Annotated in this window: 14 protein-coding genes; 13 read left to right on the forward strand and 1 reads right to left on the reverse strand. The window is 41.2% G+C overall.

What is annotated here, in order from left to right:
* The first annotated feature begins 130 nt into the window (after positions 1-130).
* Genes I6E11_RS04890 through I6E11_RS04900 form a run of 3 tightly spaced genes read left to right on the forward strand, consistent with a single transcriptional unit; the run spans position 131 to position 7,058 of the window.
* Positions 131-1,696: a glycoside hydrolase family 43 protein gene (locus tag I6E11_RS04890; RefSeq protein ID WP_235336728.1), complete on the forward strand. Its 1,566-nt coding sequence runs from the start codon at positions 131-133 to the stop codon at positions 1,694-1,696.
* Entirely contained in the window at positions 1,693-4,704 is a 3,012-nt protein-coding gene (locus I6E11_RS04895; protein ID WP_235336729.1) for a glycosyl hydrolase family 95 catalytic domain-containing protein, read from the forward strand. The genes I6E11_RS04890 and I6E11_RS04895 overlap by 4 nt, the downstream gene beginning before the upstream one ends.
* A 2-nt stretch (positions 4,705-4,706) precedes the next feature.
* Positions 4,707-7,058, forward strand: coding sequence for a glycoside hydrolase family 3 N-terminal domain-containing protein (locus tag I6E11_RS04900; RefSeq protein ID WP_235336730.1), 2,352 nt, complete (start codon positions 4,707-4,709; stop codon positions 7,056-7,058).
* A gap of 32 nt (positions 7,059-7,090) precedes the next feature.
* On the opposite strand, the gene miaB is transcribed toward I6E11_RS04900, so the two are convergent.
* Positions 7,091-8,464, reverse strand: a complete 1,374-nt coding sequence (gene miaB / locus I6E11_RS04905) for a tRNA (N6-isopentenyl adenosine(37)-C2)-methylthiotransferase MiaB (RefSeq protein ID WP_235336732.1) — start codon at positions 8,462-8,464, stop codon at positions 7,091-7,093.
* A gap of 492 nt (positions 8,465-8,956) precedes the next feature.
* On the opposite strand from miaB, the gene I6E11_RS04910 reads away from it, so the two are divergent.
* The 10 genes from I6E11_RS04910 to I6E11_RS04955 all read left to right on the forward strand — a co-directional run bounded on the left by I6E11_RS04910 (position 8,957) and on the right by I6E11_RS04955 (position 26,041).
* Entirely contained in the window at positions 8,957-10,456 is a 1,500-nt protein-coding gene (locus I6E11_RS04910) for a butyryl-CoA:acetate CoA transferase (protein WP_154044246.1), read from the forward strand.
* 105 nt (positions 10,457-10,561) lie between these two features.
* Positions 10,562-11,380, forward strand: coding sequence for an alpha/beta hydrolase (locus tag I6E11_RS04915; protein WP_204392532.1), 819 nt, complete (start codon positions 10,562-10,564; stop codon positions 11,378-11,380).
* Positions 11,381-11,580: 200 nt separating this feature from the next.
* Complete coding sequence (locus tag I6E11_RS04920) at positions 11,581-13,254, forward strand: SusR-related protein (protein ID WP_204392530.1); 1,674 nt, start codon at positions 11,581-11,583, stop codon at positions 13,252-13,254.
* A gap of 201 nt (positions 13,255-13,455) precedes the next feature.
* The gene (locus tag I6E11_RS04925; RefSeq protein WP_235336733.1) at positions 13,456-16,542 is read left to right on the forward strand and encodes a SusC/RagA family TonB-linked outer membrane protein; all 3,087 of its coding nucleotides are present in this window, start codon (positions 13,456-13,458) and stop codon (positions 16,540-16,542) included.
* Between the two features lie 25 nt (positions 16,543-16,567).
* Positions 16,568-18,433: a RagB/SusD family nutrient uptake outer membrane protein gene (locus I6E11_RS04930; protein ID WP_235336734.1), complete on the forward strand. Its 1,866-nt coding sequence runs from the start codon at positions 16,568-16,570 to the stop codon at positions 18,431-18,433.
* A gap of 72 nt (positions 18,434-18,505) precedes the next feature.
* Complete coding sequence (locus I6E11_RS04935; RefSeq protein WP_235336735.1) at positions 18,506-19,951, forward strand: SusE domain-containing protein; 1,446 nt, start codon at positions 18,506-18,508, stop codon at positions 19,949-19,951.
* A 12-nt stretch (positions 19,952-19,963) separates the two neighbouring features.
* Positions 19,964-21,421 (forward strand): glucan 1,6-alpha-isomaltosidase, encoded by a 1,458-nt coding sequence (locus I6E11_RS04940; RefSeq protein ID WP_235336736.1) that lies wholly within the window; start codon positions 19,964-19,966, stop codon positions 21,419-21,421.
* A 79-nt stretch (positions 21,422-21,500) separates the two neighbouring features.
* On the forward strand, positions 21,501-22,967 hold the full coding sequence (locus tag I6E11_RS04945) for an alpha-galactosidase (protein ID WP_235336739.1): 1,467 nt from the start codon (positions 21,501-21,503) through the stop codon (positions 22,965-22,967).
* Positions 22,968-22,996: 29 nt separating this feature from the next.
* On the forward strand, positions 22,997-25,162 hold the full coding sequence (locus I6E11_RS04950) for a glycoside hydrolase family 97 protein (RefSeq protein ID WP_235336740.1): 2,166 nt from the start codon (positions 22,997-22,999) through the stop codon (positions 25,160-25,162).
* 3 nt (positions 25,163-25,165) lie between these two features.
* Positions 25,166-26,041 carry a FimB/Mfa2 family fimbrial subunit gene (locus tag I6E11_RS04955; protein WP_235336742.1) on the forward strand — a complete coding sequence of 292 codons (876 nt, stop codon included), beginning with the start codon at positions 25,166-25,168 and terminating at the stop codon, positions 26,039-26,041.
* Positions 26,042-26,054 lie beyond the last annotated feature (13 nt).

Consider the following 26,054-nt stretch of genomic DNA (forward strand, 5'->3'; position numbering starts at 1 on the left):
ATATTGTTATTTATCATTTAGTACCCTCATTATAAACATTTCGCATATTCTAATAGAGGCAAAAGGTGATATTATAATTGTTTTTATCTAGTATATTTGCAGTAGTAAATACTATTAACTTTAAAAACTTATGCAAAACATTCGACTTTATTTGTTTTTTCTTGTTTTCTGTGTTATTGAAATCTTTGCTCAAGGATATGAAAATCCTGTGATTCCAGGTTTTCATCCGGACCCAAGTGTATGTAAGGCTGATGATGGGTATTATCTTGTAAACAGCAGTTTCCAGTATTTTCCAGGTGTGCCGCTTTTTTATAGCCGTGATCTTGTCAATTGGGAACAGATTGGTAACTGTCTCACCAGAAATTCACAATTAAAGCTTGATGGAGCCGGGGCCGGCGGAGGTATTTATGCTCCTACTATCCGTTATGATAATGGTACGTTCTATATGATTACTACCAATGTCTCTGATGGTGGAAGAAACTTCTTGGTTCATACAAAAGATCCAAGAGGGGAATGGTCTGAACCTGTATGGCTTGAACAGGGAGGCATAGATCCGTCATTGTATTTTGAAGATGGAAAATGTTATATGGTAAGCAATCCGGGAGGATATATCGTATTGTGTGAGATAAATCCTATGACTGGAGAGCAACTCACACCATCTAGAAAAATATGGAGTGGTACGGGTGGAAGATATCCTGAAGGTCCTCATATCTATAAAAAGGACGGATGGTATTATCTGTTGATTTCCGAAGGTGGAACAGAGGTCGCTCACAGTATAACTATAGCACGAAGCAGATTTATTGACGGACCTTATATCGGTAATCCTGCAAATCCGATACTGACACATGCATGTCAGGCAGCTGAAACAAATCAGATTCAGGGAACTGGACATGCAGACATCATTGAGGCTGAAGATGGTTCATGGTGGATGGTATGTCTGGCATATAGGGCTATGCCAGGATTTCATCATACATTGGGAAGAGAAACATTCCTAGCACCAGTGAGATGGGACAAGAATGCGTGGCCGGTAGTGAATGGTAATGGAACGATTTCGTTAAAAATGGATGTTCCTACTTTGCCACTTTATCCGGTTGCAGAACGACCAGAAAAGATTGATTTCAAAAACGAAGTATTATCTTCTGAATGGCTTCATCTGCAGAATCCTATAAAGGAAAACTACAGATTTAAGAATGGAAATTTAAGACTTATGGCTACTCCGGTTACTTTGAGTCAAAGGAAAAGTCCTACGTTCGTTGGCATCCGTCAGACGGATTTTGACATGGAAGCTGCTACTTCAGTATCTTTGGAAAGTAAAAATGCAGGTGATGAAGCAGGACTGACAATATTTATGGAGTTCGATTCGCATTATGATTTGTTCCTGCAACAGAATGATGATAATACCCTGTCAGTAGTTTTAAGATATAAATTGGGTGAAATGGAACATATAGAGAAAGTCGTTTCTCTGACAAAAAAAGCTGACATTGAACTCAATATAAAGTCAGACATCAGTTATTATTACTTTGGCTATACTGTTGATGGGGTATATCATGAGATAGGTAAAATGAATACCAGATATTTAAGTAGTGAAACAGCCGGTGGATTTACCGGTGTGATAATTGGTCTGTATGCAGTGTCGGCATCAGAAAAATCAAATACTTTTGCTGATTTCAAATATTTAAAATATAAGGCAAAATGAAGATCTTAAATTTTTTATTATTGATTCTGTCATTAGGAGTTTTTACTGTTAAGGCAGACAATATTAAGGTGGCATGCGTAGGTAACAGTATAACTGAAGGCTTTGGTCTGGAAAATCCGTCGGTGGAAAGTTATCCGTCTGTTCTTCAGTCTTTATTGGGTGATGATTACGAAGTGGGAAATTTTGGTCTTAGTGCCAGGACGCTGCTCATGAAAGGCGATCTGCCTTATATGAAGGAACAGCGTTTTAAGGACGCGCTTGAATTTCTACCGGACATTGTTACAATAAAACTTGGTACAAATGACTCCAAACCTCATAACTGGCAACATAAGGATGGCTTTAAGCATGATTTGAATACATTGTTGGATAGTTTTTCAGCTTTGTCGTCTTCACCTAAAATATACTTGTGTTTGCCTATTCCTTCAGAGAATAAAGGTTGGGGAATAAATGACAGTATAATATATAATTGCATAATTCCGATTATAAAAGAAGTGGCTGTGGAACGGAACATCAGTATGATAGACCTCAATACAGCTATGAGACCTTATTATCCAAATGAATATCAGGATGGGGTGCATCCGAACAAGTATGGCGCGAGGATAATTGCTGAGACTATTTATAAATCTATTACAGGAATGGATCTTTTGCCTGAACTAAGACGTCCTGAGATGGTATTATGGTATGACGAACCGGCTGCACAGTGGGAGGAAACTTTACCTTTGGGAAATGGAAGACTTGGAATGATGCCTGACGGCGGAACAGATAAGGAACGTATTGTTCTCAATGAGATAAGTATGTGGAGTGGTTCGGAGGCTGATTATCTTAATCCTGAAGCATCAACCAGTTTGTCTGAAATACGCAGTCTGCTTTTTAAAGGAAAAAATAAGGAAGCACAGGAGCTTATGTATAAAAGCTTTGTACCTAAGAAACCTGAAAAGGGTGGTACTTACGGTGCGTATCAGATGCTTGCCGATATGGATATAGAATATTTCTATCCGCTTGCCGATGAAAGCATGAGCGATTACAGACGTTGGTTGGACTTGAGTGAGAGTGTTGCTTATACTTCTTTCAGAAAAGGTGGAGTAAATTATGTACGTGAGTATTATGTATCCAGAACTGCAGATGTAATGGTTGTACACATAAAGGCTGATAAAAAGAATTCAATATCTTTCAGAATGAATATGAGCAGACCTGAGAGAGGAGAAGTAAAAAGTCCTTCTGACGGCAAACTTCTTATATCTGGCGAACTTGATAGCGGAAGCAAGGCAAGAGGTGTACGATATTCGGCCATAACAAGTGTTGTAGGTCTTGGAGATAAAGTGGAGAGGGAAACCGGGGAGAATTATATATCTGTACGAAATGCTGATGAAGCATGGCTGTTTGTATCAGCTAAGACTTCGTATCTGAATGGAGAGGTGTATTCTACTGAGGCTGAACGTGTTTTGGATAATGTCTTGGATTATGACTGGAACAAACTTAAAGCAGAAGCAATTTTGGCGTACGGCGATTATTTTCACCGTGTGGGAATTCATTTGCCTGATAATGCCAAGACTTCACATCTTACTACTGACAAACGTATAGAGAGTTTTCAGTCGTCAGACGATCCTTCACTGGCTGCATTATATTATAATTATGGAAGGTATCTGCTGATAAGCAGTACACGCCCGGGATGTCTTCCTCCAAATTTGCAGGGCTTATGGGCAAATGAGCCTGGCACTCCATGGAATGGAGATTATCATACAAATATTAATGTCCAGATGAACCATTGGCCATTGGAACAGGGTAACCTGACAGAACTTTATCTTCCATTGATTGATTTGGTGAAACGTCTGGTAGAAAGCGGTGAGGAGAGTGCCAAGTCCTTTTATGGAGAAAACGCCAGAGGATGGGTGCTTCATATGATGACAAATGTATGGAATTACACAGCTCCCGGAGAACATCCGTCGTGGGGAGCTACAAATACAGGTGGGGCATGGCTCTGTGCGCATCTTTGGGAACATTATCTTTTTACCGGAGACAGAAACTATCTGTCGGAGATTTATCCTATTCTTAAAGGAGCATCCGAGTTCTTCTATTCTACCATGGTAAAAGAACCAAAACATGGATGGCTGGTAACAGCTCCTACATCATCGCCTGAAAATTCTTTTTATCTGAAAGGGAAAGACCGTACACCCATAAGTGTCTGTATGGGACCTACTATGGACATACAGCTGGTTCGAGAATTATATTCTAATGTAATAACGGCATCACATATATTGTCTGTCGATTCATTGTATGCAGACTCTTTGAAGAAGGCTATATGTCAGCTTCCTCCTCATCAGATTAGTAAGAAAGGTTACCTGATGGAATGGCTTGAAGATTATGAGGAAACAGATGTACACCATCGTCATGTGTCGCATTTATATGGATTGCATCCAGGCAATCAGATTTCGGTTTATAATACTCCTGAGTTGGCTGAGGCATGTAAGGTGACTTTAAACAGACGCGGAGATGAAGGTACCGGATGGAGCCGTGCATGGAAAATTAATTTTTGGGCACGTTTGGGTGATGGTAATAGAGCTTATAAACTGTTCAAGAGCCTGCTGTATCCTGCATACACTCATGATAACCCTAAACAGCATGGCAGTGGTACATTCCCAAATCTGTTTTGTTCGCATCCGCCATTTCAGATGGATGGAAACTGGGGTGGAACTTCTGGTATAGGAGAAATGCTTCTTCAAAGTCAGGATGGTTTCGTTAGTTTGCTACCGGCAATACCAGATAGCTGGCAAGAAGGTGAATTCTATGGCATGAAGGTGAGAGGCGGAGCTACCGTTGGACTGAAATGGAAGAATGGTAAAGTTGTGCAGGCTATAATAAAAGGTGGTTGGATGCCTGAATTAAAGATTAAACTTCCGGAATATTGTAGTATGATAACGGTTAATGGTAAAGAGTATAGTTCCAAAGGAATCTTACAACTTGATACAGAGAGAGATAAAGATTACATTATAAATTTCAAATATAAATAACTATGAATCAACTAAAGAACCTGTTTATCGCCTCTGCTTTATGCGTAGGCGTGAGTTCGTGCAGCGGACCGGAGAAAAAAGTTCCTGCTGCCATCCCATCAGATCCTGAGATTGAAGCCAACATAAAGGAATGGCTTGGCAAGATGACCTTGGAAGAAAAGATAGGTCAGATGTGTGAAATAACAATAGATGTGGTAAGCGATTTTGAGGAAAGCAAGAAACACGGCTTTGTGCTTAATCCTGCTATGCTCGACACGGTAATAGGGAAATATAAGGTAGGTTCACTCCTTAATGTCCCTTTGAGTATCGCACAGACCAAGGAGAAATGGGCCGAGGCAATAAAGCAGATTCAGGACATTTCCATGAAGGAAATAGGAATCCCTTGTATATATGGTGTCGATCAGATACATGGAACGACTTATACTCTAGGCGGTACCATGTTCCCACAAGGTATAAACATGGCTTCTTCTTTTAACCGTGACCTTGTCCGTAAGGGAGCAGAAATTTCTGCCTACGAGACCAAGGCCGGATGTATTCCATGGACATATGCTCCTGTCGTTGATTTGGGCCGTGACCCACGCTGGTCTCGTATGTGGGAGAACTACGGTGAGGACTGCTATGTAAATGCCGAGATGGGTAAGGCAGCCGTTGCCGGTTTTCAGGGTGAAGACCCAAATCATATCGGCGAGTATAATGTCGCAGCCTGTATGAAACACTATATGGGTTACGGTGTTCCTGTTTCCGGTAAGGACCGTACTCCTTCTTCAATATCCCGTAGTGACATGCGCGAGAAGCATTTTGCTCCTTTCCTTGCCGCAGTTCGTAACGGTGCATTGAGCGTAATGGTGAATTCCGGTGTTGACAACGGTATGCCTTTCCATGCCAACCGTGAGTTCCTGACAGAATGGCTGAAAGAAGACTTAAACTGGGACGGTATGGTTGTAACCGACTGGGCCGATATCAACAATCTCTGTACCCGCGACCATATAGCCGCTACTAAGAAAGAAGCCATAAAGATAGCGATCAATGCCGGAATAGACATGTCCATGGTTCCATATGAGGTAAGTTTCTGCACTTATCTGAAAGAACTGGTAGAAGAGGGTGAGGTTCCAATGAGCAGAATAGACGATGCCGTATCTCGTGTCCTTCGTCTCAAATACCGTTTGGGCTTGTTTGAAAATCCATATTGGGATATCAATAAGTATGACAAATTCGGTTCAGCAGAATTCGCTGCAGTAGCCCTTCAGGCAGCCGAGGAATCTGAAGTCCTTTTGAAGAACGAGAATAATGTCCTTCCAATAAAGAAAGGAAAGAAGATACTTCTGACCGGTCCAAATGCAAATTCGATGCGTTGTCTCAATGGCGGATGGTCATACAGCTGGCAGGGACACCGTGCCGACGAGTGTGCACAGGCATATAATACTATATACGAAGCATTGTGCAACAAGTATGGCAAGGAGAATATCATTTATGAGCCTGGTGTCACATATGCCCCATATAAGAATGACAACTGGTGGGAGGAGAACACTCCGGAAATAGGTAAGGCCGTATCAGCAGCTTCGCGTGCCGATGTTATAGTTGCATGTATAGGTGAGAACTCCTATTGCGAGACCCCTGGAAATCTTACAGATCTAACATTGTCAGAAAACCAGCGTAATCTTGTTAAGGCACTGTCAAAGACCGGCAAGCCTATAGTGTTGGTATTGAATCAGGGCCGCCCACGTATCATAAACGATATAGAGCCTTTGGCCCAGGGAGTAATCAACGTGATGCTTCCAAGCAACTATGGTGGCGACGCCTTGGCTAACCTTATGTGCGGTGATGCCAACTTCAGTGCCAAGATGCCATTCACATATCCTAAATATATCAATGCCATAGCTACCTATGATTACAAGCCTTGTGAGAATATGGGTCAGATGGGCGGTAACTATAACTATGATTCAGTGATGGATGTCCAGTGGCCGTTCGGTTTCGGTTTGAGCTATACAACATACAGCTATGATAATCTCCGTGCAGACAAGACTTCGTTTACATCCGATGATGAAATAACCGTTTCAGTAGATGTGACGAATACCGGAAGTGTCGCAGGTAAAGAGGCTGTTCTTCTGTATTCAAAAGATATGGTTGCCAGCAGTACTCCAGACAATATCCGTTTGCGTAACTTTGATAAGATATCCTTGCAGCCAGGTGAGACGAAGACCGTAATCATGAAGATAAAGGGAAGTGATCTGGCCTTTGTAGGTTATGACGGCAAGTGGCGTCTGGAGAAAGGTGACTTCAAGCTTAAATGTGGCGATAAGTGGATTGATTTAAGCTGTTCTGAAACAAAGGTCTGGGAAACTCCTAATAAATAATTGAAAAAACTCCAGCATTGCTGGAGTTTTTTTTATTCTGTCACCTCAACTCCCTTAAGAGTAGCCGAGCTTGATTCTGTAATCTTTACTTTTACAAAGTCACCTATACGGTGTGAACCTCTGTCGAATACTACGACTTTGTTCTGTTCCGTGCGACCGAACAATTGTTCTTTTGAGCGTTTTGATACGCCTTCTGCAAGAACTTCGAATGTTTTTCCTACATCCTTTGCGTTGCTTTCAGCTGACAGCTGGTTCTGCAGTTCTATCATTTCGTTCAGACGTCGTATCTTGATTTCCTCAGGTACGTCGTCAGGAAGGTGTTTCGATGCGTATGTACCTGGTCTTTCGGAATACTTGAACATGAATGCCGAGTCGTATGTACATTCGCACATAAGCGACAGTGACATCTGATGGTCTTCTTCCGTTTCGCTGTGGAATCCTGAGAATATGTCTGTGCTGAGTCCGCAGTCAGGGATGATGCGGCGTATAGCCTCTACTCTTTCCAGATACCATTCGCGTGTATATTTTCTGTTCATCAGTTTCAGTATGCGCGAACTTCCGCTCTGTACAGGCAGGTGGATATGCTTGCATACGTTTGGCACTTCTGCTATGACATGAAGTGTTTCGTCGCTCATATCCTTAGGATGTGATGTCGTGAAACGAACCCTCATTCCCGGCACAGCTTCTGCCACTATACGTAGGAGCATAGGGAATGTAACAGTTTCTCCGTCTTTTTCAAAACAGTATGAATTTACGTTCTGTCCCAGTAGGGTTACTTCCTTGTAGCCTTTCTTTTCAAGGTCGTGAACCTCATTCAGGATACTTTCCACGTCGCGGCTTCTTTCGCGTCCTCTTGTGTAAGGAACGATACAGTAATGGCAGAAGTTGTTACATCCACGCATGATTGACACAAATCCTGAAATGTGGTTACCACAGATGCGCGAAGGAATGACATCACGATAAGTTTCTGTAGTCGACAGCTCTACATTGATTGCTTTCTCTCCTGCTTCTACCGATGCTATAAGTTCCGGTAGGGTAAGGTATGCATCAGGACCTGCCACAAGGTCTACATGGTGGTTTTCTATCAGGTCTTCTTTCACACGTTCTGCCATACAGCCCAATACACCTACTATCAGGTTTTTCCTTTTCTTTCTCAGAGAATGGAAGAATTCCAGACGGTTCAGAATTTTCTGTTCCGCATTGTCTCTGATAGAACACGTGTTCATAAACACTGCATCAGCTTCCTCAAGGGTTTCGCATGGAGAGTAGCCTGCCATCTGCATGATGGATGCTATTACTTCACTGTCTGCCACATTCATCTGGCATCCGTAAGTCTCGATGAACAGTTTTTTGCTGTCATGTTCAGTTGCAGATTTTAAGTCTGCTCCTGTTGATTCATTTGTCATAATTGATTGATTTATTGATTAAAATTTTTGCAAAGATACCGGTTTTATTTATATTTACAGTAAACGTACATAATATATTTTATATCGGGAAATTACTCAATTTTCAGGACGTTTACGAATAGGAAATAAAACTTGCCCGCATTCAATCTTAAACTTGCCCGCGTTTTACCTTAAATTTGCCCGTGTTTTTTTACGGATTTGAAGAAGGAAAAGTCTGTACATCAGCGGTCAAACTGTCAACACCTTTTTAATGGTTCTTTCAACAAAGAATCACACTGCATAATGCTCTATATCGGCATACTAAGGATTAGTTCCACGTTCTGAAGACCGAAATATAACAGTTTGAATGAGCAAATTGTTAAAAGAATATGTTTTTTATCATAAATTTGTAACAGAAAGTATTGGATTTGATGTTTTTTTTCTAAATTTGGAGAGTCTCAGAAAACTTACTAAGTTTCGAATATATACAAATAACTTTAAAAACACAATATCATGAGCTATAAATTTATGACAGCGGCCGAAGCTGCAAGTTTGATTAAAGACGGAGATATTATTGGATTAAGTGGATTTACACCAGCCGGAACACCTAAGGCTGTTACTGCCGAGTTGGCTAAAATGGCTGAAGAAAAACATGCACGTGGAGAACATTTTAAAGTGAGCGTTCTTACAGGTGCTTCAACCGGTGATTCATGTGACGGCGTTCTGATACGTGCAAATGCTCTTGATTTCAGAGCACCATATACTACAAATTCAGATTTCCGCAAGGCTTGCAACAACGGACAGGTAAAATACTCTGATATACATCTGTCACAAATGGCTCAGCGAATCCGTTCCGGTTTCTTGGGTAAGGTGAATGTTGCCATAATGGAAGCTTGTGAACTGACTGCCGACGGACGTATTTATCTTACTGCCGGTGTGGGTATTTCCCCTACAGTGGCACGTCTGGCAGAAAAAGTTATAGTCGAACTTAACGCTGCTCATAACAAGACAAGTCTTATGGGTATGCATGATATTTATGAACTAGAACGTCCGCCACATCGTCGTCCTATAATGATAGAACATGCTAGTGACCGTATCGGAACACCATATATTCAGGTTGATCCGGCCAAGATTGCTGCTGTGGTGGAAGTGAATATTCCTGACGAAGCCCGTGGGTTCCACGATCCGGATCCTATTACCGACAAGATTGGTCAGAATGTGGCAGACTTCCTGGTGAACGATTTGCGTAAGGGTACAATACCTTCTACTTTCTTGCCTTTACAGTCTGGGGTAGGCAATATAGCAAATGCCGTGTTGAGTGCATTGGGTAAGAATCCTGATGTACCTGCTTTTGAAATGTACACTGAAGTTATCCAGAACTCAGTGATAGATTTGGTAAAAACCGGTAGAATAAAGTTCGGTAGTACATGTTCTTTGAGTGTGACAAACGACTGTCTGCAGGATATTTACGATAACATTGAATTCTTCCGTGACAAACTTGTGTTGCGTCCTTCTGAAATTTCAAACTGTCCGGAAGTGGTACGCCGTCTTGGAGTTATCTCTATGAATACGGCAATCGAAGCTGATATTTACGGTAACGTAAACTCTACACATATCTGCGGAACCAAGATGATGAACGGTATCGGAGGTTCTGGCGACTTTACGCGCAGTGCTTATATCTCTATTTTCTCTTGTCCTTCAACAGCGAAGGGTGGTTGTATCAGTTCTATTGTTCCTATGGTGTCACATCAGGATCATAGCGAACACTCTGTAAATGTAATCATCACAGAACAGGGTATTGCCGATTTGCGTGGCAAGAGTCCTATGGAACGTGCCAAGACTGTTATTGAGAACTGCGCTCATCCGGACTATAAGCAGTTGTTGTGGGATTATCTCAAGATAGCCAGCAAGGGACAGACCAGTCACAGCTTGTCAGCAGCATTGGGAATGCATGAAGTATTCCTCGACAAGGGAGATATGCGTCTGACTGATTGGGCTGACTTTAAAAAGTAATTTTCAAATATTTTTTCAATAATAGAGGATATATCAATTATAGTATGTTGACTGTTATGTTTTTATAGTTACCTGTATTGATATATCCTATTTGAATTTATATATATGAGGTTTAGGAAAATTTATTGTTTTGTTCTTTTTCTCCTGTTGTTCGATATAGCAGCCTGGTCACAGGATTATAAAATAATTCCCGATATATCCTATCGTTCTACAGGTGATGAATATGCATTGAGTAGATGTAAATTGGATTTATATGTACCTGCAAATATAAAAGATTACCCGACAGTCGTATGGTTCCATGGTGGAGGCCTTACCAGTGGCGAGCGTTTTATTCCTGATGAACTTAAAGATTGTGGCTTAGGTATTGTGGCAGTTAATTACAGACTATTGCCTAAAGCCGATTTAAAGGATTGTATTGATGACGCGGCCGCCTCTGTTGCATGGACATTCAGAAACATAGAGAAATATGGCGGAAATACTAAGAAAATATTCGTCGCGGGACATTCAGCCGGAGGTTATCTGACAAATATGATTGGGCTTGATAAAAAATGGCTAGCTAAATATGATATTGACGCAGATTCTATTCTGGCTTTGGCCCCTTTCAGCGGTCATGCAATTAGCCATTTTGCGTATCGTGAGTCAAAAGGCATGCGAACCAATCAGCCTAGTATAGATGAGTATGCTCCTCTATATTATGTACGTGGAGATGCACCTGCGATGATAATCATATCAGGCGACAGAGATATGGAACTACTGGGACGATATGAAGAAACTGCATATCTGTGGAGAATGATGAAGGAAAACGGTCATAAAAAGACATATCTTTATGAGCTGGATGGCTTCGACCATGGGTCAATGGTTTCTCCGGCATTTCATATCTTGAAAAACCATATACAGGATATAATCGGACATTCTTTGAAATAATGCTTGATATTGGTATTTTTTCTTACGGACTATTTCATATTTTATAATACGCCGAAATCTTATTGATATGATACCCTTAAGACAATGGAATATTGGCTTCCACAGCTTTCATTCTATTGTCTTCAAAATCAAATCCATTACCATATTCTTCCGCATTTCACTTTTTGTAGTAACTTTGTATCCATCAAAAATTTATAAAAATGAAAAGAAACATCTTCTTCGTATCGATATTGTTACATTTCTGTGCTGGACAGGCTCAAAACACCGCTTTTCCCTCTTTGGAAGATTTGGATAGAGTAGTGGCTGAACAGCAGAAATATGTTGATATTCGCGAGGGACGTATTTCTGACGTAAAATCAAAATTACGCAAAACCGCATCGGAAGAAGAACGCTATCAGTTGAAGAACTTTCTTTTCAATGAATATTCTTCTTATGTGGTTGATTCCGCACTTCATTATGCACAGGAAAAACTGGTATCTGCCTATAAGATGAATCGCCAGGATTACATTGACGATTCAAGATTGAATATGGCTTATGTGCTGATACAGGGTGGTATGTATAAAGAAGCATCGGATATTTTACAAAATATTAACCGGGCTACGCTGGCAGAATATCTGGAGAAGTATTATTTCCTCATTTACAATACACTGTATGAAGCTATGGTAAAGTATACCATTATCGAGTCTCAAAGCAAGGAATATCGGGCAAAAGCCATGCTTTATAAAGATTCGATTATGCAGAAAAATGATTCTACCGATGTTTATATACGTGCTGACAGATTGTTGGAACAGGGAGATTATAGCAAAGGGTTGCAGATATTACTCGATTTTTACCGCCAACTGGATCCTGATAACCGTGATGTAGCCTATGTGGCCTACTCCATATCCGATTTTTACAGAAGACAAGGAAACAGGGAAGAAGAAAAGAAATACTTGATTGTCTCTGCAATGGCTGATATGAAATGGGCGGTAAAAGAATATATTTCGCTGCGCCGATTGGCCACTATCCTCTATGAAGAAGGCGATATCAATCGGGCATATATTTATATGCGCCGTTCGTTGGATGATGCTACATTCTGTAATGCCCGCCTGCGTACTATTGAAGTGACACAAACATTGCCTATTATCGCTAATGCCTATCAAGTCAAAACGAAGAAAGAAAAGAAACAGATGATGATTGCATTGGCATGTATCAGCATATTGTCTGTGTTTCTTATCGGTTTGGTAATTTATGTACGGCGGCAAATAAAAAAACTATCGGCGGCAAGAAGCGAGCTGAACAAGGCCAATGAACGGTTAAGACAGTTGAATGTGGAGCTTAATTCTGTAAACGAACAACTTCAATCTGCCAATAAAGAGCTCCATGAAACCAATCACGCATTGTCGGATATGAACCAGTCGCTTTCGGAAGCTAACAATATTAAGGAGCTTTACATTACCAAGTTTATGACGGAATGTTCTTCTTACATCAACAAGATGGATAATTACCGCAGAATGCTCAATAAAAAAGCGGCGTCCGGTAAACTTGAGGATTTATTTAAAACATTGAAATCTTCCGTCATTATCGAAGAGGAAGTCGAAGCGTTTTATAATACCTTTGATGAAACTTTCCTGCACCTGTTCCCATCTTTTGTAAAAGCATTCAATTCATTGTTACCTGCAAACAACTCCATTGTGCCTAAGCAAGAGGGTCGTCTGACTACGGAACTGCGTATCTTTGCTCTGATTCGCTTGGGAATCACCGATAGTGAACGCATTGCATCTTTTTTACGCTATTCTAAAGCTACCATCTATTCTTATCGCTCGCGGTTAAGGCTGAAATCGCTGGATCCGGAGCATTTTGAAGAAAATATTATGCAGATTACATCCTTTTAAGTATTGTACGGCATTTGTATTTTTATGTCTTGATCTTACTATCAAATATTTGATTTTCAGGTATTTGATAGTAAACTATCTTTGTATTTTAATCTTATATATTTGTTTGTATTAGATTGATTTATGATTTTTGCATCAGCCTTTGAAATTATAACAAGGACTGAATAATATCATTTAATAACCGAATAAATGTAATTACTTATGAATTTAAAGAAAACACTGCTTGTAGGTTCTTTATTCTGTGGGGTATGCATATTTCCGTCATATGCAAATATTCCATATTCCGAAAGTGAGACTATCGAGCAGCAAAAAGGTATCCGTGTCAGTGGTACTGTCATCGACAAAGAAAAAAACACTTTAGTGGGTGTAAATATTATGGTAAAAGGTTCTTCAGAGGGGACTATTACCGATATTGACGGCCATTTTTATATTGAAGTACCTGATAAAAGCAGTATTCTTGTCATCACCTATGTAGGATTTAAAACTCAGGAAATTCCGGTTGGTAATAATATCAATTTTAATATTACTTTATTGGAAGATGTAGAAGCATTGGATGAAGTGGTAGTTGTGGGATACGGTAATCAGAAGAAACTCTCGGTTATCGGTTCCGTACAAACTTTAGATCCTTCGAAATTACAGGTAGGTTCATCCCGTTCCATGAGTAATAATCTGGCGGGACAACTGGCAGGTGTCATTGCCGTACAGCCTTCGGGAGAGCCCGGGTATGATAACTCAAATTTTTGGATTCGTGGTATATCTTCATTCAGCGGAAATACGTCTCCGTTGGTTTTGGTAGATGGCGTAGAGCGTAGTTTGAATGATATCGATCCGGCGGAAATAGAATCGTTCTCAGTATTGAAAGATGCATCGGCCAGTGCCATGTATGGTGTGCGAGGTGCCAACGGTGTTATTTTGATTAATACCAAACGCGGTTCGGTATCTGCTCCTTCCGTAAATTTACGTGTGGAGCAATCTATTCAGGCTCCTACAAAGCTTCCTCAGTTCATAGGAGCTGCCGAATATATGAGTTTGCTGAATACGCTTCAGTCCGACCCGAACAAAAGGCTGTTTACGAAAGACCAGATTTTGAAGACTTATTATGGATATGATAAAGATTTATATCCTGATGTAGACTGGATAGATGCGATAACCAAGGATTACGCTAATTCTACGCGTGCAAATCTGACGGTATCCGGCGGTACGGAAATACTTCGCTATTCATTGACAGCTTCTCTTTACCATGAAAACGGAATTATGGGGTCTGATAAAACACTGCCTTACGATACGCAAAGCAAACTGAACCGTTATAATATTCGTGCCAATGTGGATTTGGATTTGACGAAAACAACGCTTTTACGTTTCAATGTGGGAGGTTATTTACAGAATCTTCGTAAATCGAGAAGTAGTACGGATGAACTGTTTCAAGCTGCTTTCGAGACTCCGCCGTTTGTACATCCTGCCGTTTATTCGGACGGTACCATTCCTCGTGTCAGCAATACCCGTAAAAACCCGTGGGCTATGAATACGCAGAACGGTTATTACCGCGGTGGAAAAAGTAAGCTGGAATCTCTTTTTTCTTTGGAACAGAATTTAAAGATGATTACTCCGGGGCTGAAAATGAAAGTGACGTTTGCATTCGATACATATAATGAGAATTTTGTTACTCGCGGTAAGGAACCTGATTATTACAGTGTGGCCAAGTCGCGTAATGATGAAGGAGAATTGGTGCACAGTATTTTGAGTTATGGTAGTGAGTTTTTAGACCATTCAAGTAACGCCAATTACGGAAACCAAAGTACTTATCTGGAAGCTGCCGTTACATATAACCGTACTTTTGACAAACATGCGCTTGATGCGCTTTTCTTATACAACCAGCGTAGCTATGACTGGGGTGATATACAACCTAATCGTACACAAGGTATCGCCGGTCGTCTTTCTTATACTTTCGACCGCCGTTATATCAGTGAATTTAATTTCGGTTACAACGGTTCGGAGAACTTTGCAAAAGGCAAGCGCTTCGGTTTCTTCCCTTCCGTAGCCATCGGTTGGTTGATTTCAGAAGAAAGCTTCATGAGGAATTTGCAGGAAGACATTACAAAATTGAAGTTGAGAGCTTCTGTCGGTTCGGTAGGTAATGATAATATCGGCGGTCGTCGTTTTGCATATATCACTACCATTAACAGTAATTCCAGCGGTTATCATTTCGGATATACCGATAGCAACTATTACACAGGTATTCAGGAAGGTGAAGTAGGGGTTTCCGATCTGACTTGGGAAAAAGCTTTTAAAATGAATATCGGTCTTGAATTGGGGTTGTGGAACGAGTTGGATGTACAACTGGATTTCTTTAAAGAAAAACGTACCAGTATTTTTATGCAACGTTCTACCATCCCTACCCAAGCAGGTTTCGTGTCTAATCCGTATGCCAACTATGGTAAAGTGAATAATCAGGGATATGATCTTTCGGTAATTTACAACAAACGGTTCAATGATGATTGGGCAATGAGCCTGAGAGGTACTGTCACTTATGCTAAAAATGAGATATTGGAGAAAGACGAGCCGGAATCGGTCAAAGGAACTTACCGTTCCATTACGGGACGCTCCATTAATACCCTATGGGGATTGCAGGCAGAACGCCTTTTTACGGAAGATGATTTTATAAACGGGGAACTGAAACCCGGTATACCGAAACCTGAATTAGGAACGGAGGTACGTCCGGGAGATATCAAATATGTCGATATGAATGATGATGGGGTCATTACGGAAGCGGATGAAGGATATATAGGCGGAACAAAAGATCCGCGTATGGTATACGGTTTCGGTGGTAACCTGAATTACAAGCAATGGGATTTCAGCTTCTTCTTCCAGGGCTCTGCAGATGCGTATCGCGTTATCGGTGGTTCCGATTATTTTATTCCGGGGAGCGGACAAGGCGTATTGGGTAATGTATACGATAATTATACCGATTGCTGGACAGAAAAGAATCCTTCGCAGGATGTGTTCTGGCCTCGTCTATCAGAGAGTACGAATACCAATAATAGCCGTGCTTCTACCTGGTGGAAGAAAGATATGAGTTTCTTGAGACTGAAATCAATAGAATTGGGTTACAGTATTCCTCAGTCTGTTACGCGTAAAATTCATGCCAAGAGCATCCGCTTCTTTGTGAGCGGTAACAATCTGTTCTATCTTTCCAAATTCAAACTTTGGGATCCTGAACTGGATACCGTCGACGGTTTGAAATATCCGTCCATGCGCTCTTTGATGGTGGGATTTGACTTGAATTTTTAATGATAACCAACTATACAATCATATTATGAAACTATTTAAATATATTATAACCGGAGTTTTGGGTATGCAGCTCTTGACTTCATGCGTCGATTATCTGGATAAAGAATCAGATACGGAACTGACACTCCCTATGGTATTCGAAGATAAAACCCGTATAGAGGGTTGGCTTGCCAATGTATATTCTCATGTTCCTGATCCTTATTGGGGATACGCGCGGAAATTAGGATGGGATATTCTCAGTGATGATATGACGGCCTCTGAACGGTGGCGGCAATGGGATTGGAAAGTAATTCCGATGCTATTGGGCGAATGGACACCTTCTACGGATTGGGACGGTAACTATTGGTCACGGTTGCCCCAGCTGATACGCGAGGCTAATATTTTTATAGAAAACGTACATCCGCTGCCCGATCAGGGAATCAGTGCTACTGAAGTGACGTATATGAAAGCGGAGATGCGGTTTATGATCGCTTATTATTATTATCTGCTGTCAAATACGTATGGTCCGGTTCCTTTCAAACCGAACTATATAGCGCCGACAGACTTTAATTTGGCGGATTTAATGGAAGGACAACGCCCCTATTATGAAGTGGTGGATTGGGTGGATAAAGAGTTGAAGGAAGTGGCCGAAATTCTTCCTGCCAAATATACCGAAGCACGTAAATACGGCCGTGCTACTTCTATCATGTGTCTTGCAGTACGTGCCCGTATGTTACTTTTTGCCGCCAGTCCGTTGGTAAATGGAAATCCTGATTATGCAAATCATAAGAATAAGGACGGCGAGAATCTTTTCAGTACTACTGCCGACAAGACTAAATGGGCGTATGCAGCGCAGGCTTGTAAAGAACTGATTGATGCCGCTGAAGCTGCCGGACATAAATTGTATACGGAGAAGAATGAAGATGGTACAATAGACCCGTTTATGTCTTATCAAAATCTTTTCCTGACAAGATATGACGAAGGAAATACTGAAATTCTATTTGCACGTCCCGGTGGTTCGGAATATGGGGAATACGAAAAACATGCTACTCCGGCTGCCAGTGGCGGTAGCGGCGGCTTAGGCGTTACGCAGTCGTTGGTGGATGCATTCTTTATGGAAAACGGTCTGCCTATCAATGATGATAATTCCGAATATGTGGAAACAGGTTATTCTGTTTCTGATGAAACGCGTGATAATACAGTGTGGGATACGGAAGTGAACGGAGGAGTGATAAGCAAGAAAGATACTTATAATATGTATTGTCATCGTGAGCCTCGTTTCTATATTACGGTGAGCTATAATAACTCTTATTTCACACAGGAAAAGCGTGTATTTAATTTTTTCAATGGAAGCGCCGACAATCCGCATACCCATGATGCTCCACAAAACGGTTATTTGATACGTAAAAAAATCTCTCCGGACTTAAATGTAAAACAGGGTACTTATAAGTATCGTCCGGGTATTGTCTATCGCTTGGGCGAGGCTTATCTGAATTATGCGGAAGCATTGAACGAATCCGATCCGGGTAATGGAGACATTTTGGTCTATCTGAATAAAATCCGTGAACGTGCGGGCATTCGTCAGTATACCACGGGTGCTACGGATGAAAATTTTATTCATGTTGATTTGAACGACCAGGCGGAAATGCGCAAGTTGATTCGTGCCGAACGTCGTGTGGAATTGAGCTGTGAAGGAATCCGTTATGATGATCTTCGCCGTTGGAAAGAAGCGGAAAATGTATTGAACGGTGATTTCTACGGAATGAATTTCAGCGGAAGAGATAAATCTTCTTTCTATGTACGTACGCCTTATCTGAAACGGGTATACAAGAAAGCCTATTATTGGTTCCCTATCCATCAGTCGGAAATAGATAAGAATGATAAACTTGTTCAAAGCCCTTATTGGAATTAACGGTTAAAAATGCAATTGATTATTATGAAGAATACGATAAAAAATATTCTAATGACATTACCCTTTGTAATTATGGGCTGTCAAGATGAAACGGAACGGATAACTTTGGATTCCCCACAAGACACGATGGGACTGAAAGTTTCTTCGAGTGATGTGGTATTGAATCAGGATTTGGGTAATGAAGAAGCAATATCCTTTACATGGGGAAGTGCTGCCAATCGAGGAGAAGGAACGAAACTCACATATTATTTTAAGATGGATATAGCCGATAATAACTTTGAGACTTCCATCGCAAAAGTAGAAATTCCGGAAGGTGTACAAAGTATCAGTTATACGCACAAGGAAATGAACGCTTTATTGAACGGGTGGAAGGTAACAGCGGGAGAAACCGCCATGTTAGAGGCAGAAATCATAGCTGAAGTTTCAGGAGGCAGTGTATATATGAAACCGGAAATATCCAAAGTGCAGTTTTCGGTGACAGGTTATTATATTGCGGCGAGAGATCTTTTCATTGTAGGTAGCGCCGTTGAAGAGATGGATGCAACTAAAGCGCTTAAAATGAACGAGGTGCTTTCCGAACAAAAATATGAATGGGGCGGACATTTGAAGCAAGGTAACTTTAAGTTCATAAAGAGCCGGACAAGTCTGACACCTTCTTATACAAGAGGCGCCGATAACAATACATTGGTTTATAATGAAACGGATAATGATACGGAAACATTGTTCCACATAGATAAGGCTGGGTATTATTTCATTACTGTCGATGTGGAGAAATTAACTATTGCAAGTGAATATCCGGAAAATAAATATGAAAAAGTTTGGGCGGTAGGTGATGCTACTCCGGCAGGTTGGAATATTATGAGTGCGGTTGAATTGAAGAGAATTAATAATATACAGTTTGTTTATGAAGGGGATTTATATGAAGGAGAATTAAAGTTTCCGTTGGAATTACGTGAGGATTGGAATATACCTTATCTGATGCCGAAGACGCATCATACAGAGCCTGGCGGTGATAATACTATGGAGTATGTAGAGGCAGGAACTCATGATTATAAATGGAAAATTACGGAATCTCAGGCAGGCAGTTATAAAATAATTTTGGATACTTATCTGATGGAAATAACATTTGAAAAGAAACCGAAAATAGAAATACCTGATAATCTCCCTATTAAAGCTGTTTGGATGACGGGTAACGCTACTCTAACCCAATGGGAAACACCATTTAAAATAGCTTTCCAGTATAATCCGGATGAAAAGGAAGGTACGTTTGTATGGGAAGGACATCTCGACCCAGGACAAATAAAATTTCCCCTGAGTAATACTAAAGGTTTTGAGTGTGATTATTTGATGCCTGAGGTAAATGGTACTTTAGTTACCAATGCCCAGAAAATGGTACGTAAAGATTATCCTGATACTACAGGTGAGAACGACAAGAAGTGGATAGTGGATGAAGCCGGGGAATATAAGATATCTCTGAATGTGATAGATATGACAGTTAAATTTGAAAAACTACCGTAATACCAGATAATTATGAAAAAAATATTTATTATACAATTTTTATTGATTGTGGCATCCCTTTTTGGGGGATGCCAAGATGAAGGAACCGGATGGACGCCTGATATGATTCCTGACGAGAATTTGCCGTCTGATGATGATGATGACGATGAACAGGTGTATGCACCTATCAGTTTGAACGCTCCTTTATATTGGAGTGTATATGAGTATGCCTGGGTAGCCGAACAGGCCGGTAGTAATACGAATATGCCTGAAGTGACTTGGGATGCGAATATTGATTGGGTATCGGAGAATCTTCTGCCTTATGGTTACGATATGATTTGTACGGACGGCTTTATGTCAATGACAAACGATCCCGGTATTGAACCGGGTGGGTATATGACCCATTATGCCGGTATAAAACTGACGGATTTAGTAGCTAAATGTAAGGCCAAAGGTTTGAAACTGGGTGTTTATGATAATCCGTTATGGGTACACTGCTCGTATGAAACGGTAGTAAAAGGTACGGAAGGTATTACAGTGGGGAGTTTAGTGTACGATTCCGACAAAGATGATGTTCTTTTTCCGGAAAAAGGGGATGTCTTTACTTGGATAGTTCCCAGCCATAAAGGTGCTAAGGAGTTTATTGATGGCTTCTTTAAATATTATAAGAAAATAGGAGTAGAGTTTATCCGTATGGACTTCCTCTGTCTGTTTGAAACGGGAGATGGTGCCGGCGGAATGCCCGGTAGAGGATATGGACGTGAAGAATACGAACTCGCGCTGAAGTATATTTCCGAGGCCGCCACAAAGTATCAGGTATTCACTTCGCTTGTGATGCCCAATCTGAAAAATGATGCGGAGTTGGAGAAGAAATATGGTAATATGATTCGGGTAGATGCCGATACAATGAAAGGCGGGTGGGAACACTTTGCAAGCAATGGCTCTACATGGTTCAATCCCAATGGATGGCCGTCTACCTCTAATATGTTTACCGGCCTTATCAGTTGGTCGCACATTGCGGGAAGGGGAAAGGTAGTGCTGGATGCTGATTTTACCCGTTTGAATACATTTAAGACGGAAGGTGAAAAACAGAGCGTGATTTCTTTGCAACTGATGGCGGGTGGTCCGATTGCCGTAGCCGATCAGTATAATACGATTGTCAGCGGTGATTTAAAGTTTTATCAGAATGAAGAATTGCTGGCTTTAAACAAAGACGGATTTGTAGGAAAACCTTTGTCGGATGATTTGTGGAATGCAAAAAATCAAATATGGTACGGACAGATGTCCGACGGAGACTATATCATAGGTTTTTTCAATAAAGAAGATGATGAATATGACCGTACACTCGATTTTTCTGAAATAGGCATTGAGGGCAAGGTAAAAGTGCGTGATTTGTGGAAACATGAGGATGTGGGGGAAGCTGAAACTTCTTTGAGTTATAAGATTCCCGGGCGTTCTTGCAAGATTGTACGTCTGACAAAATCTGAGTGATAATGAAAGTATAATAAAACAAGTATTGTCTTGTTTGAGAAATTCAGGTGAAAATAATGATATGATAAAGAATTTGAATATGAAACTGTTTTTGATGGCATTGACATTCTTTTTCGGAGGATGCGAGGATAAGGGTACAGGCTGGACACCGGATATGATTCCCGATGATCCCGTGATAACTCCCGGTGATGACGCTGATACGGAAGGAATACATACTTATAACGCCCCTCTCTATTGGAGTGTCTATGAATACTGTTGGAGATTGGAGCGCAGAAATGAAGAATTGGTCAATGCCGGTGGGCAAGGACAGGCTATTGATATGTCTGAAGGTTCCTGGCAGGATATAATCGACTATGTGGCGGAAAATCTGCTTCCTTATGGTTACAATATGATTTGTACGGATGGTTTTATGGCGATGGATGGTACTTCCGAGCCCGATCCTACGGGATATATGACGAAATACGGATCGGTAAAACTGAAGAAACTTTCGGAAATGTGCAAGGCTAAGGGACTGAAATTGGGTGTCTATGACAATCCTTTGTGGATACATGGTCCGGAAGAAACCATTATAGAGGGTACTGATAATATTACCTTCAAGGATTTGCGTTATAAGCAAGGTGAAGATAATGTACTTTATCCTGACGCCGACGATGGCTTCTCGTGGGTAGTAGCAAGTCATAAAGGTGCTGAGGAGTACATCGACGGCTTCTTTAAATATTATAAGAATCTTGGTGTGGACTTTATCCGTATGGACTTTCTTTGTTATTATGAAAACGGGTACGACCGCGGTATGAATGCCATAAAAGGTAAAGGGTACGGACGAGAGAATTATAAACTTGCTCTGCAATATATCTGTAAGGCTGCAAAGAAATACGGTGTATTTACTTCGTTGGTAATGCCCAATATGCATGAGGATGCGGCTCTGGAGCGTGAGTATGGTAATATGGCGCGTATCGTTGGTGATACGTGGAGCGGTGGCTGGCATCATGTGTCTAATTCCGATCGCGGCAAAGTATTTGAAGATTGGCCCAGTTGTGGCAATATGTTCGATGGCTTTACGCACTGGTCTAAATACTCCGGACGTGGTAAAATGATTATGGACGGTGACTTTATCCGCTTGAATACATTCGTTTCCGATGCGGAAAAGGAAAGTGTCATTTCTCTGCAACTCATGGCGGGCGGTCCGGTAGCGATTGCCGATGTGCCGGGAGATAGTTTTGCCAATTCAGATTTGAAGTTTTGCCAGAACGAAGAAATGCTGGCTTTGAATAAGGATGGTTTTGTCGGTAAACCTTTATCCGATGTTTTAAATAGTACGGACAGTCAGATATGGTATGGACAGATGACAAACGGTGACTGGGTGATAGGCCTGTTCAATCGCGAAGATTCCAAGCAGTTTCGTTCGGTGAAATTCTCCGATTTAGGTATTGAGGGTAAGATGAAAGTGCGTGACTTGTGGAAACATGCAGATGAAGGAGAAGCTGATAACTTGAATGTGGAACTTGAGGCGCATGCCTGCAAGATTGTGAGGTTGACAAAACTCTGATTGTCTCACTTATGAATAGATAGAGAAATATGAAAAATACAATTAATATAGTGTTATTTCTACTTCTGGCAGCAGTGGGGAAAGCGCAGAATCTTTCCTCACCTGACGGTAATTTATTACTGAAGACAGTAGTAGAAAGGGGAATTCCCTATTACGAGCTTTCTTACAAAGGTAAAGCTGTGCTTGCACCGAGTCGTCTCGGATTGGATATTAAATATGAACGCGGATTAATGAACGATTTCAGTGTGAAATCGGTACAGACGGATTCATTGGACGAATCGTGGAAACCGGTATGGGGTGAGCAATCGCTTATCCGTAACCATTATAACGAAATGCTGCTTACATTGGAACAAGGTTTCAGCGGGCGCACGTTGAATATACGTTTTCGTCTCTTTAATGATGGTTTGGGATTTCGTTATGAGTTTCCCGAACAACCTACTTTGAATAAGTTCGTTATCAATGAGGAACTGACTCAGTTCAATTTGGCGCATGATTATACGGCTTTTTGCATGCCGGGTGATTATGACACTAATGAGTTTACCTACACCACAGCTCCTCTTTCTCAGATACGTGAAGAGATGCCTAAACAATCCGTGGCCATGAAGTCGTATGAAGCGAAATCGGCGGGTGATTTGATAGTACAGACGCCTCTGATGCTGAAAGGGAGTAACGGATTGTACATTAATATCCATGAAGCTGCTTTGGTGGATTACGCAGCTATGGAATTGAATGTAAATGATAAGTCTTTTTGTTTGACTGCCTGCTTAGTACCGGATAAAAACGGTGATAAAGGTTTCTTGCAAACCCCTTGCTTCTCACCTTGGCGCACAGTGGTAGTAAGTGATGACGCAAGGAATATCCTTGCCAGTAAGCTGATTCTGAATCTGAATGAGCCTTGCAGATATGCAGATACATCTTGGATTAAGCCGATGAAATATATCGGTGTATGGTGGGAGATGTTTATCGGGACAGGGAAAGATTGGGCATACAGCAGTTATAATCGTGCAAAACCGGGAGTGACCGATTATAGCAAACTGACTCCTAATGGGCGTCATGCGGCCAATACCGATAATGTAAAAAGATATATTGACTTTGCTGCCAAACATGGTTTTGACGCCGTATTGGTGGAGGGATGGAACGAAGGTTGGGAAGACTGGACGGCTTATACTAAAAATCGCCAGTTTAGTTTTACTTCTCCCTATCCGGATTTCGATGTAGATGAATTGCAGCGGTATGCCCATGAAAAGGGGGTGCGTGTAATGATGCATCATGAAACGTCTGCCAATGCCGCTGATTATGAACGACAATTGGATGATGCTTTCAAATTTATGGTGAATCATGGTTATAATGCAGTAAAAACGGGTTATGTAGGCCCTATAATTCCGCGTTGCGAATATCATGCTTCGCAATGGATGAATAATCATTATATACATGTGGCAAAGCGCGCAGCGGATTTTAATATTATGGTAAACAGTCACGAAGCTGTACGTCCTACGGGGTTGTGCCGTACTTATCCAAACTGGTTGGCGCAGGAATCTGCCCGTGGAACCGAATTTGAATCAATGGGCGGTAATCCGGTGGATCACACTACTATTTTACCTTTTACCCGTTTAATGGGCGGACCGATGGATTATACTCCGGGTATCTTTCAGGGAGATTTGAGTTATTACGAGAACGGTTATAAAAAGGATCAGCAGGCACGTACTACATTGGCCCGTCAATTGGCTTTGTATTGTACTATGTATAGTCCGCTTCAAATGGCTGCGGATTTGCCTGAGAATTACGAACGTTTTATAGATGCATTCCAGTTTATCAAGGATGTGGCGGTAGATTGGGATGAAAGCAGGTATTTGGAAGCCGAACCGGGTGATTATATCACTGTAGCACGACGTGCCAAAGGTACAAATAATTGGTTTGTAGGCTGTACGGCCGATGAGAATGGGCATGTATCCAATCTTAAACTTGATTTTTTGATTCCCGGTAAGAAGTATATCGCTACTGTTTATGCCGATGCAAAAGATGCCGATTGGAAGAAAAATCCGCAGGCTTATGTTATTCGCAAAGGGATTGCTACTTCCAAAACCAAACTGAAACTTAGGGCGGCTTCGGGTGGAGGCTATGCCATCAGTTTGATAGAAGTGCAAGATAAAGCAGAGTTAAGGAAAATGAAAAGTTTACCAACTAATATTTATTGAAAAATGAGACGAATAAGATTATGTAAATTCAATGCTTTACTTCTCTTGGCAGGACTATGCGTGATGGGCAGTTGTGCCGAAGACGAATTACCGGCACCGATGAAGAAAGCGCGGACTGTGGTAAAACTTACGGCAGATTGGTCGGAATGTTCTTCGGCAGCACCGGCGAAATATATGGTGCGTATAGGCAATGAGACACAGGAAGTAACCGGTAATGTAAATAGTTTTTTATTGCTCTCCACAAGTGATTATGACATGGTGGCGTATAATGAACCGCAAGGAGTTACTGTTAACGGTAATATAGCTACCCTGAATACGGTAGCTACAAGGAGTGAGGGAAGTTCTGTCGTTACAGGTAATCCCGATGATTTGTTTTCTGTTTCGGAGGATTTAGTACAGGATGAACTACTTGCTTTGACAGGAGATACATTGCGGCTGACTGTAAAGATGCAACAGCGTACACGTCAAGTTAATATAACAATGGATACCGATGTGGAGAGTATTAGATCGGTGACAGGTATGCTGGATAATGTAGTTTCGAGTATAGACCTGACTACCGGTGAACAGCTGAGTGTGGCTAAAGCTTCTGTCAGTTTTACTGCGTCACCGGTAGCAGAAGATGAGGCAAGAATGCGGCTCAAAGGCACTGTGCGTCTATTGGGGGTATCTCAAGAAAAAGCCCAGCGGCAGATAATGACGGTGGAGATAACTAAAGAAGATAAAACAACTGAGACAATAACTACCGACCTTACTGAAGTATTGTCTAAACTTGACGAAGGCGGTAATACGCCGTTGGATATAGAAGGAAGAGGCGGGTTCAACGGTAAGGTCATGACTTGGGTTGTGGAAGAAAAAGGAGATTTAGATTGGTTAAAATAATTAAGAACTTTAA

It is taken from the genome of Bacteroides caecigallinarum, assembly GCF_021531075.1.
Taxonomy (GTDB): domain Bacteria; phylum Bacteroidota; class Bacteroidia; order Bacteroidales; family Bacteroidaceae; genus Phocaeicola; species Phocaeicola caecigallinarum_B.

Excerpts from the sequence above, each read along its gene's own strand:
- I6E11_RS04925 (WP_235336733.1), top strand. The coding sequence starts at position 13,456 with ATGAATTTAAAGAAAACACTGCTTGTAGGTTCTTTATTCTGTGGGGTA.
- I6E11_RS04930 (WP_235336734.1), top strand. The coding sequence starts at position 16,568 with ATGAAACTATTTAAATATATTATAACCGGAGTTTTGGGTATGCAGCTC.
- I6E11_RS04920 (WP_204392530.1), top strand. The coding sequence starts at position 11,581 with ATGAAAAGAAACATCTTCTTCGTATCGATATTGTTACATTTCTGTGCT.
- I6E11_RS04945 (WP_235336739.1), top strand. The coding sequence starts at position 21,501 with ATGAAACTGTTTTTGATGGCATTGACATTCTTTTTCGGAGGATGCGAG.
- I6E11_RS04900 (WP_235336730.1), top strand. The coding sequence starts at position 4,707 with ATGAATCAACTAAAGAACCTGTTTATCGCCTCTGCTTTATGCGTAGGC.
- miaB (WP_235336732.1), bottom strand. The coding sequence starts at position 8,464 with ATGACAAATGAATCAACAGGAGCAGACTTAAAATCTGCAACTGAACAT.
- I6E11_RS04895 (WP_235336729.1), top strand. The coding sequence starts at position 1,693 with ATGAAGATCTTAAATTTTTTATTATTGATTCTGTCATTAGGAGTTTTT.
- I6E11_RS04935 (WP_235336735.1), top strand. The coding sequence starts at position 18,506 with ATGGGCTGTCAAGATGAAACGGAACGGATAACTTTGGATTCCCCACAA.
- I6E11_RS04950 (WP_235336740.1), top strand. The coding sequence starts at position 22,997 with ATGAAAAATACAATTAATATAGTGTTATTTCTACTTCTGGCAGCAGTG.
- I6E11_RS04890 (WP_235336728.1), top strand. The coding sequence starts at position 131 with ATGCAAAACATTCGACTTTATTTGTTTTTTCTTGTTTTCTGTGTTATT.
- I6E11_RS04915 (WP_204392532.1), top strand. The coding sequence starts at position 10,562 with ATGAGGTTTAGGAAAATTTATTGTTTTGTTCTTTTTCTCCTGTTGTTC.
- I6E11_RS04955 (WP_235336742.1), top strand. The coding sequence starts at position 25,166 with ATGAGACGAATAAGATTATGTAAATTCAATGCTTTACTTCTCTTGGCA.
- I6E11_RS04940 (WP_235336736.1), top strand. The coding sequence starts at position 19,964 with ATGAAAAAAATATTTATTATACAATTTTTATTGATTGTGGCATCCCTT.
- I6E11_RS04910 (WP_154044246.1), top strand. The coding sequence starts at position 8,957 with ATGAGCTATAAATTTATGACAGCGGCCGAAGCTGCAAGTTTGATTAAA.